Source organism: uncultured Campylobacter sp., assembly GCF_905372745.1.
Classification (GTDB): Bacteria; Campylobacterota; Campylobacteria; order Campylobacterales; family Campylobacteraceae; genus Campylobacter_A.
The window spans coordinates 1-13,410 of the sequence record NZ_CAJPQR010000022.1 but is presented as its reverse complement, the minus strand read 5'-3'; the positions used below and the strand labels follow the sequence as shown (position 1 = coordinate 13,410).

The 13,410-nt window shown below is 47.2% G+C and carries 14 protein-coding genes; 5 read left to right on the top strand and 9 right to left on the bottom strand.

The genetic code is table 11. The annotated features are described in order from the left end of the window. Nucleotides 1-2: 2 nt before the first annotated feature. The 6 genes from QZ157_RS07210 to QZ157_RS07185 all read right to left on the bottom strand — a co-directional run bounded on the left by QZ157_RS07210 (nucleotide 3) and on the right by QZ157_RS07185 (nucleotide 5,138). Nucleotides 3-701 (bottom strand): fumarate reductase cytochrome b subunit, encoded by a 699-nt coding sequence (locus QZ157_RS07210; protein ID WP_122873524.1) that lies wholly within the window; start codon nucleotides 699-701, stop codon nucleotides 3-5. Between the two features lie 105 nt (nucleotides 702-806). Next, the gene (lgt, locus tag QZ157_RS07205; RefSeq protein WP_295143707.1) at nucleotides 807-1,622 is read right to left on the bottom strand and encodes a prolipoprotein diacylglyceryl transferase; all 816 of its coding nucleotides are present in this window, start codon (nucleotides 1,620-1,622) and stop codon (nucleotides 807-809) included. Next, on the bottom strand, nucleotides 1,619-2,176 hold the full coding sequence (locus QZ157_RS07200; protein WP_295143704.1) for a hypothetical protein: 558 nt from the start codon (nucleotides 2,174-2,176) through the stop codon (nucleotides 1,619-1,621). Before QZ157_RS07200 ends, lgt begins: the two co-directional genes overlap by 4 nt. A gap of 48 nt (nucleotides 2,177-2,224) precedes the next feature. Further along, nucleotides 2,225-4,384 (bottom strand): cation-translocating P-type ATPase, encoded by a 2,160-nt coding sequence (locus QZ157_RS07195; protein ID WP_295143701.1) that lies wholly within the window; start codon nucleotides 4,382-4,384, stop codon nucleotides 2,225-2,227. Continuing rightward, nucleotides 4,384-4,587 carry a heavy-metal-associated domain-containing protein gene (locus QZ157_RS07190; protein WP_295143700.1) on the bottom strand — a complete coding sequence of 68 codons (204 nt, stop codon included), beginning with the start codon at nucleotides 4,585-4,587 and terminating at the stop codon, nucleotides 4,384-4,386. The genes QZ157_RS07195 and QZ157_RS07190 overlap by 1 nt, the downstream gene beginning before the upstream one ends. Further along, a complete protein-coding gene (locus tag QZ157_RS07185) occupies nucleotides 4,584-5,138 on the bottom strand; it encodes a GNAT family N-acetyltransferase (protein ID WP_295143697.1) in 555 nt (184 codons plus the stop codon). Before QZ157_RS07185 ends, QZ157_RS07190 begins: the two co-directional genes overlap by 4 nt. Before the next feature lie 117 nt (nucleotides 5,139-5,255). On the opposite strand from QZ157_RS07185, the gene QZ157_RS07180 reads away from it, so the two are divergent. From QZ157_RS07180 to QZ157_RS07170, 3 genes are all read left to right on the top strand, one after another. After that, nucleotides 5,256-5,963, top strand: coding sequence for a YebC/PmpR family DNA-binding transcriptional regulator (locus QZ157_RS07180; RefSeq protein WP_002953058.1), 708 nt, complete (start codon nucleotides 5,256-5,258; stop codon nucleotides 5,961-5,963). Between the two features lie 14 nt (nucleotides 5,964-5,977). After that, entirely contained in the window at nucleotides 5,978-6,472 is a 495-nt protein-coding gene (locus QZ157_RS07175; RefSeq protein ID WP_295143693.1) for a peptidylprolyl isomerase, read from the top strand. A gap of 88 nt (nucleotides 6,473-6,560) precedes the next feature. Further along, nucleotides 6,561-7,931, top strand: coding sequence for a cation:dicarboxylase symporter family transporter (locus tag QZ157_RS07170; RefSeq protein ID WP_295143690.1), 1,371 nt, complete (start codon nucleotides 6,561-6,563; stop codon nucleotides 7,929-7,931). A 40-nt stretch (nucleotides 7,932-7,971) separates the two neighbouring features. Here QZ157_RS07170 and QZ157_RS07165 read toward each other — a convergent pair whose 3' ends face one another. Then, nucleotides 7,972-8,682, bottom strand: a complete 711-nt coding sequence (locus QZ157_RS07165) for a DUF6882 domain-containing protein (protein WP_295143687.1) — start codon at nucleotides 8,680-8,682, stop codon at nucleotides 7,972-7,974. A gap of 136 nt (nucleotides 8,683-8,818) precedes the next feature. Between QZ157_RS07165 and pepT the strand changes: the two genes are divergently transcribed. Both pepT and QZ157_RS07155 read left to right on the top strand, forming a co-directional pair. Next, entirely contained in the window at nucleotides 8,819-10,054 is a 1,236-nt protein-coding gene (gene pepT / locus QZ157_RS07160; protein WP_295143684.1) for a peptidase T, read from the top strand. A 191-nt stretch (nucleotides 10,055-10,245) separates the two neighbouring features. Then, nucleotides 10,246-10,782, top strand: a complete 537-nt coding sequence (locus QZ157_RS07155) for a tetratricopeptide repeat protein (protein ID WP_295143681.1) — start codon at nucleotides 10,246-10,248, stop codon at nucleotides 10,780-10,782. Nucleotides 10,783-11,019: 237 nt separating this feature from the next. On the opposite strand, the gene dcuC is transcribed toward QZ157_RS07155, so the two are convergent. Continuing rightward, nucleotides 11,020-12,438: a C4-dicarboxylate transporter DcuC gene (gene dcuC, locus QZ157_RS07150; RefSeq protein ID WP_295143678.1), complete on the bottom strand. Its 1,419-nt coding sequence runs from the start codon at nucleotides 12,436-12,438 to the stop codon at nucleotides 11,020-11,022. Nucleotides 12,439-12,630: 192 nt separating this feature from the next. Then, nucleotides 12,631-13,341, bottom strand: a complete 711-nt coding sequence (pepE, locus tag QZ157_RS07145) for a dipeptidase PepE (RefSeq protein ID WP_295143676.1) — start codon at nucleotides 13,339-13,341, stop codon at nucleotides 12,631-12,633. Between the last annotated feature and the right edge of the window lie 69 nt (nucleotides 13,342-13,410).

The window sequence follows — 13,410 nt, the reverse complement described above, 5'->3', positions numbered from 1 at the left end:
TCCTAAAGACTGATCCACACGAAATCGGCGATCAGCGCGATGACCGCGAGCACTCCAAAAACCGCAAATATCGCTGTTTTGGCTTTATTTCTTTTTGCGAACATCTCTTGTTTGTTTACTCCGTCGATGCTTATCCATTTTACGTATAGGCGGTACATTCCCACGCTAGCGTGAACGACCATAAATACAAGTAAAGCGAAGTAAAAAATTTCTAGTTGATGAAATGCAGCCGCTGATTTATCGGCAGTGATGTGTCCGCCAAATATTATATCGACTAAGTGCGCACTGGCTGCGAAAAATAGAGCAAAACCGGTCAAAAACTGAAACCACCAAAGCGTAGTGTCAAGGTGCTTCATGCGGTCTTTGTGACCTCTAAACATGATGTATTGTCTATAGTTTGCAGGGAATTTTCTCATCGCTAAAAATGCGTGAGCGATAAAAACGACGAATATTACCGCAGCGATAACGTTAGTGATCCACCACGTAGCCTCGCCGAATAAAAATTTAGCCTCCGCAAAACCTACAACGGCGTTAAATGCGCCTTTGCCGAATAAAATGGTAGAGGTAAATACCATGTGGCACAAAATAAAACAGGCCAAAATCAGTCCCGTTATACTTTGCCATCTGTCCCAAACGGCAGGAGTACGACTTTTTTTCGTATCCGCTTGCCTACCCAAGAAGCCCTCGATTAGCCCACTCATGAGCCCTCCTATAAAATTGAGATAAGTTATCATAACTTAAAAGAAAATTAAATTATGACACTATAAAAACGGCGTAATAGTATCGTAAATTACTTTAAAAACCTTTTAAAACTTTGTATATTTTTTATTTAAGATTATGTAAAGGAAAATGCCGCATGCAAACATTAATAAAGACAGTATTTGCCCCATAGAAAAATTTAAAAATACAAAGCCGATCCCAAAATCAGGCTCTCTAAAGAACTCGCATACAAACCTAGCAAAGGTATAAAGTATGGCATAAAGAGCGATAAGTTCGCCGTCAAATTTTTTAAATTTTCTATAAACAAAAAGGATAGCAAAAACTGCAAGCCCCTCCAAAACGGCTTCGTAAATTTGCGATGGATGGCGCATCTGTCCTGCGACGTTGATCGCCCATGAGACGTCCGTGATACGACCGAAAAGCTCTTGATTTAAAAAATTTCCGATGCGACCGAAAAAATATCCAAGCGGGATGCTAAGCGCGACGAGGTCTAAAAGCTGCCACAAATTTTGCTTAAATTTACGGCAAAAAGCCCATGTCGCTATCAAAAACCCGACCACCGCGCCGTGATAGCTCATACCGCGAATGCCGACAAATTCACCGTTGTGAAAGGGGTTAAAAATCTGCCAAGGATGAGTGAGATAATAAGCGGTATTTGGATCATAAATGACGATGTAGCCCAGCCTCGCGCCCAGTATCACGCCGATTTCCACCCAAAAGAAATAATTATCAAGCATCGAATTTGAAATTTGCATATTATCGCGCTTGACGATAAATTTAGCCACCCCGAGCGCCACGAGCAGCGCCAGGACGTACATTATCCCGTACCAGTGCACCTTGATGCCAAACAGCTCGAACGCGACGGGATTAAAATTTATATAAAAGTCGTTCCACCAACTCATCTAGGCACGACCCTGACTTTTAGCGTATTTTCGATGCCGCTCGCAAAATCCTCAAAAAGATACCCCATCGCGCGGTAAAATTTACTTTTTGCTTCGTTTTGCAGGACTGGAGCTAGCTTTTTGGCGTAGGGTAGCAGATACGAGCTTAGCAAAACGCCTAAAATTTCCTTCGTTAGCTCGTCTTGTTTTAGCTCGACGATCCACGAAAAAAACGAAAGCTCGTTTGTTACGCTATCAAGCGCGCTGACGTTTAAATTCGGGCTAAATTTGCACTTTTTATAAAAGCCATCAAGCCTCGCCTTATCGCCCTCGAAAAAAAACTCCGCGTTAAAATATTTTTGCAAATTTGCAAAGTCTTTCGCGATATCTTCGATGCTCTCGACCTTTATCGACTCCTCGTATAGCGCGCGTCCTTTGGCGTTTGCTTCGCTATCGTTTGTTATTATCCATTTTGGATTTTTATTTAGCTCGTTAAAAAGCTTTGCGCTCGGCGACAGAGCGAAATTTAGCGCAAATATCCTTGCGATCACGGCGTAAAATTTACCCAAATTCATCATTTTCCTTTGTGTTTTTGCGGGATTTTACAAAATTTAGGCTAAATTTTAGATTTGCTTAAATCGTAATCTGATCGAATTTAATACGACAGTAACCGAGCTAAAGCACATTGCCGCAGCCCCGTAAACAGGCGTTAGCATGAGTCCTAACGGCGCTAGAACTCCAGCCGCAACCGGGATACAAACGGCGTTATAAACAAACGCCCAAAACAAATTTTGCTTTACCGTTTTCATCGTCTCGTTGGCTAAATTTATCGTAGCGACCGCGCTTTTTAAGTCATTTTTTACTAGCACTACGTCGCCGGCTTCTTTTGCGATATCCGCGCCGCTACTCATCGCGATGCCCACATTTGCTTGTTTTAGCGGGGCGGCGTCGTTGATACCGTCGCCGACAAATAGCACCGCACCCTCTTCTTGCAGGCGTTTTATGGTTTCAAATTTTTCATTAGGCAGCATGCCGGCAAAGACCTTTTCTATGCCTAGCTTGCCAGCCACGTTTTTAGCGGTGAAGGCGTTATCTCCCGTTAGCATCACGGGCGTTATGCCGGCATCTTTTAGGCTTTGGATAGCCTGCACGGCGTCGTCCTTTACCCTGTCGCTAAGCGCGATAAATCCTACGTAAATTTTATCCACGGCCGCGAGTATTACGCCGTTTCCTTCGTTTTGCGCTTTGGCGATTTGCTCTTTAGCCTGCGCACTTATCTCCACGCCAAGCTCGCTTAAAAAGGCCTCGTTGCCCGCTATTACGCTGCCGTCCTCGCTCTTTACGCCGCGCCCCGCGATATTTTCAAAGCCCTTTTCATCGCCTAAAATTTTAAGCCCGAGCTCGTTTGCGTATCTAACGATCGCAGCAGATATCGGATGCGAGCTTTTAGCCTCTAGAGCGGCGATTTTGGCTAAATTTTCATCGTTTATATCGGTAAAATTTACCGAAATTTCGCCCTTTGTTAGCGTTCCGGTTTTGTCAAATACCGCGTATTTCACGCCGCCAAGAACCTCTAAAACTTCGGGATTTTTTATTAGGATTCCGTTTTTAGCACCTAGAGATAGCGAGGAGACGATAGCTATCGGGGTAGCTAACCCCAGCGCGCAAGGACACGAGATAATTAGCACGCAAACCGCGCTTAGCACGCCTTGCAGCGCATTTCCCGTAAGCGCAAACCACGCAAAAAACGTAACGACGGCGATAGCTATCACGATAGGCACGAAGATATTTGCCACGCGGTCGGCAAAGCGGCTAATAGTCATCTTTTTGCTCGACGCATCGCTTAAAAGCTCTAAAATTTGCGACAAAAGCGTTTGATTAGCGAGCTTTGTAACCTTTACGTTGATGTAGCCGTTTAAATTTATCGTTCCGGCATTGACCTCGTTGCCTTGTTTCTTGTAGACAGGGAGGCTCTCGCCCGTTAGCATCGAGGTATCGATCTCTGCGCCGCCGTTTATCACGACTCCGTCGCAAGGCACCGCGTAGCCACTCTTTACGACCGCGACGTCGCCTATTTTTAGGCTCACGGCATCCACTTCCAGCGCGCTACCGTCTTTTTGTAGTACGAGAGCAGTCTTTGGCGACATATTCATGAGCGATTTTATATAATCGCCCGCGCGAGCTTTTGAGCGCTCTTCTAAAAATTTACCCAGCAGCACGAAAGCCGTTATCATGGCTGCGCCAGAAACGTAGAGGTGGCGCATGTTTTCGGGTAGGTGCTCGCCCGCGATAAAAACCCCCAGCGAGTACGCAAACGCCGTACTTGTTCCCAGCGCGACGAGTACGTTCATGTCGAAATTTTTATTTTTTAGCGCGCCGTAAGCATGGATGAAAAAATCCCGCCCGCACGTAGCTATCGTAATAAAGGCAAGCGCGAGCATAATAGCTGATTTTGCCACACTTGGCTGCTCGCTCATCTCAAGCGCCATGATCACCGCGCTAAAAGCTGCAGCGGCTAGGAAATTTCGGCGTAAATTTAAGATATGTTTCTCGCGTTTGGCTTCAAATTCCGCCAAATCCTTTGCCACGCCGTAGCCTAGTTTTTTTATTTTTTCCTCTATCGCGGCTTGTACTTCGGCGCTTTCTATGATAAATTCGCCCGAGCCGTTTGCAAAGCTGACCTTCGCATCTATCACGCCCGAGATCTTTTTAGTTACGCGCTCGATGGCGTTTGAGCAGTTTACGCAGGTCATGCCCGCGATGTTTAGTTTGATATTTTGCATCAAATTTTCCCTATGACGCTAAATCCCAAATCATCCAGCTCCTCTTTAAATTTCGCCTCGTCCTTGCCGTCTAAATTTACGCTCACGACCCTTGGTTCTACGCCAAGATCGACCTTTATCTCGCCGTATTCGTCCTCAAGAGCGTTTTTTATGGTGTTTGCGCAGTTTTCGCAGTGGATATTAGCAACCTTAAATTTAGTCATCCTATCTCCTTTATCATATGGTAGTATTTGTGAGAATTTATGATCATTTCGCAGTCGGTCTCAAAGCCCAAGCGCTCGTAAAAAGCCATGGTTTTAGGCTTTTTTTCATCGACGATGAGAGCTACTTTTTTGATATTTCGTTTAGGCGCGAGGGCGAAGATAAATTTGATCAGCTCTTTTGCGATACCTCGTCCGCGAAATCTCTCGTCCACGGCAAGACTATCTATGTATAGCTCGTCCGCGAAGCACTCGGTCTGCGGAAATTCGCTTAAACCGAGCGTTTGCAAATGCGCCCTAATAGGCTCATCCAATACCTCAATCTCGCCTCCGTCGTAAGCGCAAATCACACCCGCGATCTCGCCGTCAAATTTGCAAACAAAAACGTTGTTGTAGCTTAGGCGGTTTATCTCGCTTCTAAAAAATTTATGCAAAATTTCATCGCTCTTAACGGGGTCGCTCACGCCGCTAAGCGTAAAAGCGATGTCCTCCATGGCTAAATTTAACAGCTCTATGCAGCGCGCGGCGTCGTCTTTTTGGGCATTTAAAATCATATTCGGATTATAGGACTTAAATCTAAATTTTTTGCTAATACGCTCAAAACCTCGCGTTTTTAAAAAAATGCAAAATTTTTTTAGATATAATTGGGCAAAAATTTTTAAAGGAACGAAATGGGACGAGCGTTTGAATATAGGCGCGCCGCGAAGGAAGCGCGCTGGGACAAGATGAGTAAGGTTTTTCCAAAACTCGCAAAAGCCATAACCGTAGCGGCTAAAGAGGGCGGCACCGAGCCTGATATGAACCCGAAACTTCGCGCCGCGATAGCAGCGGCCAAAGCGCAAAATATGCCAAAAGACAACATCGACGCGGCGATAAAACGCGCCAGCGGCAAGGATAGCGCGGATATCAAGACTATCTTTTACGACGGCAAGGGCGCTCACGGCGTGCAAATCATCGTCGAGTGCGCTACCGACAACCCAACTCGAACGGTCGCAAACGTCAAGGCGATATTTAGCAAAAACGGCGGCGAAATTTTGCCTAGCGGAAGCCTAAATTTCATGTTTACGAGGAAGAGCGTTTTTGAACTTGATATGCCCGCAAAAGAGCTTGACGAGATCGAGCTAGAGCTTATCGACTTCGGTCTAACCGAGATCGAGGAGGAAGACGGCGTGCTTTATATCTATGGCGATTACGCAAGCTTCGGCACTCTTAGCGAAGGTATTGAAAAGCTGGGGCTTGAAGCTAAAAAAGCCAGCCTGCAATACATCGCAAATTCGCCGGTAAGCCTAGACGAAGAGCAAATGAACGAACTAGAAAAGCTACTCGATAAGCTTGAAGACGACGACGACGTGCAAGCTGTTTATACAAATATCGAATAAATTTAAGGAACAAAATGAGAAACGACGAACTAAAAATCTACGACATCGACGCGGCCGAGCTTGCTAGGCTCAAATTTGCCGTTATCCACACGGAAAAAGGCGATATGAAGCTCGAGCTCTACGGCGACGAAGCGCCGCAAGCGGTAACTAATTTCGCACACCTAGCCAAAAGCGGCTTTTACGATGGGCTAAATTTCCACCGCGTGATCCCAAATTTCGTGATCCAGGGCGGTTGCCCGCACGGTACGGGCACCGGAGGGCCGGGCTGGCGCATCAAATGCGAGTGCGTAGGCCAAAAACACAAACACAAACGCGGAGCGCTATCTATGGCGCACGCCGGACGCGATACGGGCGGCAGTCAGTTTTTCGTCTGCCACAGCGCGCAGCCGCACCTTGACGGCGTGCATACGGTGTTTGGCCAGATCGTGGACGAGCCTAGCCTAAAGACTCTAGATAGCATCAAGCAAGGCGATAAGATAAACTCGATCGAAATTTTAGAGAGTTTGTAAATTTAATAAAAATCGGGCGGCAGTTTGAGCTCTGATAATCCGCGCGATTTCGTTTTATGCGATTTATTAAAATTGTAAAGGATATTTCTTGAATCAAAACGCTTCAATCGCGGCAAAGCCGCAAAAACCTTTTATAGTTAGACTACTTACCAATCTCGCGTTTTGGGTGATTTTCGGTATCGTCGCAGGCATCGCCGTGGGCGTATTTTTCCCGGATTTAGGCATACAGAGCAAGCCCGGTATCGATTACTTTATCAAAGCCCTAAAAGCGCTCATCGGTCCTATCATCTTTTTAACGATAGTCTCGGGCATCATAGGGCTTGAGAGTATGAAAGATTTAGGCTCTATCGGGCTTAAAGGATTTATTTACTTTGAGGTCGTAAGCACTATCGCGCTAGCCGTAGGCATAATCTTTGGCGAGACGCTAAAGCCGGGGCATGATATGCACCTTGACTATACGAAACTTGACGCCTCTAGCGTGGAGAAATTTACGAGCCAAGCCTCGAGCATAGACGCAAACAGCGGACTCATAGCCCATACGCTTCATATTTTGCGCGGCGCGGTGCCGGTAGACGGCATCTTCCCTTACGTGCATCTACTTGATCCGTTTATCAAGTCAAATACGCTGCAAGTGCTATTTATGGCGATCGTAACGGCGGTTATTATATCTTTTTTAAAACACGATCATAAAAGCAAAATCCTAAAACCGCTTGAGATAATTCAGCACTGGGTGCTAAAACTACTTACTATTTTGATGCTATTTAGCCCCGTCGCGGCGTTTTCTGCGATGGCGTATTTGATCGGTAAATTCGGCATCGGTTCGCTAATAGGCATGCTTGAGCTGCTTTTTGTTATGGCGCTTGCGAGCTGCTTTTTTATCTTCGTGGTTCTCGGCGCGATTTGCTATTTTGCGAAGGTCAATATCTTTAAATTTATGCGCTTCATCGCGAAAGAAGTCTTGATCGTATTTGCGACGAGTTCCTCCGAAACCGCGCTAGCCCCGCTCATGCAAAAACTAGAAGCCGCGGGCATCCACAAAGGCGCGGTAGGTCTCATCATACCGACGGGATATTCGTTTAATCTTGATTGCACGAACATCTACCTGTCGCTTAGCGTCATTTTCCTCGCTCAAGCTTTCGGTATCCCGCTAAGCATCGAGCATCTGATACAAATTCTCATCATCTTGATGGTAACTAGCAAGGGTGCAGTAGGCGTCACGGGTTCAGGATTTATCGTGCTTGCCGGTACGCTTGCCGCGCTTCCTAGCGCAGGTATCCCAGTCGTCACGGTTGCGGTACTGCTTGGAGTAGATAAATTTATGTCCGAGATGCGCGCGGTCGGAAACCTCTGCGGTAACGCCGTAGGCTGCCTGATTATCTCGATCTGGGATAAAAAAGTAGATATGGAGAAATTTCGCTACGCCCTCGATCATCCGGACGAGTTTCACTTCCATTCGTAAATTTAAGGCGGTGGGCTTTTAGCTCATCGCCTCGCTCAAACTAAAACTCGTATTTAAATTCCAAAATCCTACCCTTATCGTCGAATTCGATCAAAAGCTCTTTGTCAAATTTAGCTACGATTTCGTCTTTTCCTCTTTTTAAAAATCCGCCCTTTTGGGTATTTTCGTCAAATTTGACTCCGTTAAATTCCAAAAAGCTTTTTATAAAAATTTTATGATCGACGTCAAAATCTTGTATGCAGTCGCTTGCGATTTTAACAAACTCGTGCGCGCCAAGAGGCTTAAAAAGAGAGGCCGGCGCATCCATGATCGCTACAAACGCGCAACCCTTATCGTGCTCGCAACCGTAGTAGCATAAATTTTCGCCCGCCGCTCCGCACGCGGCGATGGATAGATTATGCCCGTTAAACATCTCATCAAGCTCAAAACTCGGTTCGCTAAAAGCCTGCAAGCCCCACTCCCGTCCCGCCCGCAAAATCTCGTGCGAAAACGCCGTCGCCTCGGGGCTAAGGCCGCTTTGATTGGCAAATCCCCACAGCCACGTGTCGCTCACATCCGACTCGCTGCCGATAAGCTGTATCTTGTAAATTTGATCGCCGAAAGCTATCTCGCAGCTGTCAAAATCCGCGTTCCAGTCGAGATTGCCGACGATATCCGCAAATCTATTTTGCACGGTCGCCATCTTGCCCAGAGTCGCCGAAAAAACCTGATGAAAGTCCGAAAAGTCGCTTACGTAGCGTAAATTTCGCATTTTTGCTCCTTTAAATTTGGTTTGCGAATTATACCGTTTAAATTTTAAATCCGTCCGAAGAAATTAAATTTTTATTTTAAGCTTAATTAAAAGATAGTATAATTTCATAAATTTTATCCCAAATTTAGGAGCAAACATGGACATAGTCGAGAGATTTTTGCGCTACACGAAGATCAACACAACCACAAACCGCGAAGCGGGCGCGGCGGGTATCATGCCTTCAAACCCTACCGAGCACGATCTGGCAAAGCTGATAGAAAGCGAGCTAAAAGAGCTTGGCCTGCAAAATATAAAAAGACGAGAAAACGCCATAACTACGGCCGTTTTGCCATCAAATTCCGCTAAAAAGCTGCCCTCTGTGGCGTTTTTCGCGCACCTTGATACGAGCGCGGAGCAAAAAAACGACACGAAGGCGCAAATCGTGCGCTACAAGGGCGGCGACGTCACGCTAAATAAAGAACTGGGCATAACGCTCAAACTTAGCGAATTTCCGGAGCTTGCAAACTACGTCGGAGACGATCTCATCGTAACCGACGGCACCAGCCTGCTAGGCGCGGATGACAAGGCAGCGATCGCCGCCATCGTAAACGCCGCGCAGTTTTTCATACAAAACCCGCAAATAGAGCACGGCGACGTGACGTTTGGCTTTTTGCCCGACGAGGAGCAAGGCCTGCGCGGTGCCAAGGCGCTTGACGTCTCGGAGATCAAGGCTGATTTTGCCTACTGTCTTGATTGCTGCGGCATAGGCGAGCTGATTTATCAAAACTGGAACGCCGGCGACGCGGTCGTGACCTTCGTCGGGCAGTCCGCGCACCCGATGAATGCCAAGGGCAAGCTCGTAAATTCCTTGTTACTCGCGCACAAATTTATCTCGATGCTACCCGGCGGCGAAGCACCCGAGTACACGGACGGCGTCGAGGGCTACTACTGGGTTAAGGAGCTATCGGGCAACAGCGCAAAGACCGTGCTAAAGCTCGACGTTCGCGAATTTAACGAGGCAAAATACGCGCAGCGCATGGCATTTTTGCAAGATCTAGCCGACTCGTTTGCTAAAATTTACGGCGCGCACAGAATTCAAATCAGCCTAAAAGACCGCTATAAAAACGTATTTAACTACCTCGAGGGCGGCGAAAACAGCCTGCCAGTCGTCGCGGCCAAGCAGGCCTACGCTCGGCTAAACATAGAGCCAAAAGTCATCCCGATGCGAGGCGGCTACGACGGCGCGGTCATCTCGGAAAAAGGCATACCGTGTCCGAATCTCTTTACCGGCGCGCACAACTTTCACTCCATCTACGAGTATCTGCCGGTAAAATCACTACGCGCGGCTAGCGACGTCGTCTGCGAGATCGTAAAAATCATAGCAGAGAAATAAATTCGGTCAAATTTGAGGGCGAATTCGCTCTCAAATTTGCTTGTTGCAGCTCTCATATCGCTATTTTTACGCCGTCAAGACCCGCCTCTTTACGGCGCTAACCCAAATTTACGTCAAATTTAACCCTCTCGTCCGATTTTAAGCTCGCTTTGCGTAAAATGCGAAAGCAAATTTAAATAGGAGCAAATTTAATGAAAAAGATATTTTTACCGCTGATCGCGGCTTCGGCTTTAGCTGTCGGCGCCGATCTAGACGCGCTGCAAAGGGAGTGCGACCGCGGAAACGGCGCAAGCTGCTACGAGCTTGGAGTCTTGTACGATAACGCCGGGGAAGGAGCCGCGCAAGACTATCAAAAAGCGGCCGAGCTCTACTCAAAGGCTTGCAAATTAGGTAACAGCGCCGGCTGCTCAAATTTGGGCCTTTTATACGACAACGGAAGCGGCGCGGCACAGGACGGCAAAAAAGCCGCCGAGCTTTACGCAAAAGCGTGCGATATGGGCGACGAAGCAGGTTGTTCAAATTTACGCTTTGCCTACGCAAACGGACGCGGCTTGAAGCAATACTACGCAAAAGCCAGCGAATTTTACGTCAAGGCCTGCGACATGGGCAACGGCGGCGGATACTACAATCTAGGCAACCTATACGCACAAAAGGACGAGGCGTCAAAGAGGACGCAAACGCGGCCGAAAAATACCTCAAAAAAGCGTGCGATATGGAGTCCGAGCTAGCCTGCGACCGCTATAAAGAATTTACTCAAAAATAACACTGACCGCCTTTGCGCGGCAAATTCGACTCGGTAAATTTGATGGTAAAATTTGCCGTTTTAGCCTTAAATTTTAGCGGCAAGCAGCTGTACGTATAAAAATCTCTCGCAAAAACCAAATCATGAGCCAGGACGACAGGCGTCGCCCCAGCAAACGCAAAGTTGGCAAAGCGCCGACTTTATCAAATTTAGCTCTGTAAATTTAGAGCATAAAAAACGCTATGACGCACACGGCTATCGCCATCGCCGGAGCCGTTCGCTTAGCTATCTCGACCGGGCTAACCATCGCAAGACCCGCGCACACGATCGCTGCACCAGCGATAGGAGACGACGAGCGGCCTAGCGCGCCAGAGATCGCAGCGGCCATGCCTAGTTTATCCTGCGCGAAGCCAAGATCCGCAGCATGAACGGTGATAGCTTGGTTAAACGCCATAGTAGCCGCATCGCCCGAGCCCGTAACCGTACCCATGAGATACGGCACGAAAGTACCGCCGTAGCGCACGAACTCCTGAGAGTGTTTTAGCCACTCGGTGACCGCGTCGATCGCGCCGCACGCCTTTAGACCCGCGACGAAAACGCCAGCTGCGATGATGATACCCATAACCTCGGCGTAGGCGCTGCCCATACCGTTAAAAAACTCTTTGGTGATCTTTTCCGGGCTCGTCCACGTGATGAAAACCGCGATGATAGCGCCAAGGATCATAGCTTCGGCCACACCCATATTCATCCAGCTAAAATACTTAATCGCTACAAAAAGGCCGTAATGATCTCCGAAAAATTTCTCGACGCTAACGCCCCGCGGATCGCCCAGTACCGCTACGATACTATTCAAATTCGTCAAGAAAAAATCCCTAGCATAGCTACTTATTACCGCACCGACGACTAGAATAACTAGCGGGATGAGGGGCGCTAGAGCAAAGAGTAAATTTACCTTCGTCTGCGTCGCTTCAGCCGCGTTGCTTGTAGATTTAGGCGAGAAATCCTGCCCTTTTTGATAATCTTTAAAGATAATCGCCGTCAAGCTAATCACGATCAAAACGACGATACCGGCAGCAACGGCGTTTGGAAACTGTACGCCGATCACGTCTTGGACGGTGTAGGCTTCATTGGTCTTTTTTACCATGTCGGTTACGAAGATATTGTGCGCAGAGCCGGGGCTTAACACGCCGCCAAACGTACCCGCAAACACCGCCGCTCCCGCCATCGCAGGACGTACGCCCGATGCCATCAAAAGCGGTATCATCGTAGCCCCGACCGCAGCCGAACAGCCCGCAGCCGACGGTATAGCGATGTTGATAAAATAAGTCAGCACGAAAGTAGCCGGAATCAGCAAAAATCCGATATTTTTCATCGGCTTTGTAAGTAGCAAAACTAGATGCTGGTCGCACTTAGTCACCTTCATAACGTAGGCAAAGCCCATGCTGGCGCAAATGGCCTTGATAAGGCCGGCCGAAGTCATCGACTTCGTAAAGCTCTCAAGCGCTCCGAGCGGATTTAGACAGACGACGCACAGCACGAGTCCCACGCCGATGAGCACGGTTTTGGTCTCTCTTTTTTTGACCAATAAAAACACGACGGCGATCAAGCCTATGACCGCACAGATTAGCTTAGCAGTAGCCATTTTGTCCCCTTTCGTTTTGTGTTTTATACTTGTTTCAAATTTGACTCAAATTTGCGCCGCCTAAGTTTTGCGCGCTAAATTTGAGTCAAATTTAATCTTTTTATTTTTGTCGCCGACCGATACTCAATCCAAATTTGAAAGCTTTTTCAAGACCGATTCAAATTTGAAATTTGAGCCGCGAACCGAAAACGGCTAAAATTTAAAACTATCGCCGACTTTTATGAACTCGGTTTCTTTTTGATACGCCATTTTTAAGACGGGGCTTTCATCCATGCCCATCACGGTTGCGTTTTCGCCCTTTATCCTTAGAGCCGTACCTTCAGGTAGCGCGTAGATCAGGCTTTTTTGATTTATTATCAAAAACTCCTCCAGCCTCTCCTCCCTGCTTTCGCCGTTGTGTCCGGCGATCTTGCCGCTGATAAAATGCGGATTTATCTGATGCGGGAAGATATTTAACGCGTCAAAGCTTTTTGGCATAATGATAGGCATGTCGTTTGTGGTCATCATGGTGCTTCCGGCGACGTTTGCGCCCGCGCTCCAACCAAAATACGGCACTCCAGTTTCCACTCTTTGCTTAATTATTTCAATTAAATTAAATTTATAAAGATAGTAAAGCAACGCAAAGGTATTTCCGCCGCCTATACAGATGGCTTTAGCCTCGGCTACGGCGCGCTTTGGATCGCTAAATTTATGGATAGACGCGATATTTTTATATTTTAGTCGGTCGATGACTTTTTGCTCGTATTCGTCGTTCGTGCGCCTTACTCCGGCATACGGGATGAAAAGCACCTGCTCGCCGTAGACTCCGCACTCTTTTATAAAATCATGCACCCAGTTTTTGCAGTGTCTAAGATAGCCCGTATCCTTGTAGCTAGAGCTGCTTAAAAGCAAGGCTTGCTTCATAAATTCCTCCTAAAATTAAAAATTTAGTCTAAACGAAAATAAAAAGTGTAACTTAAAATATAAAAATAA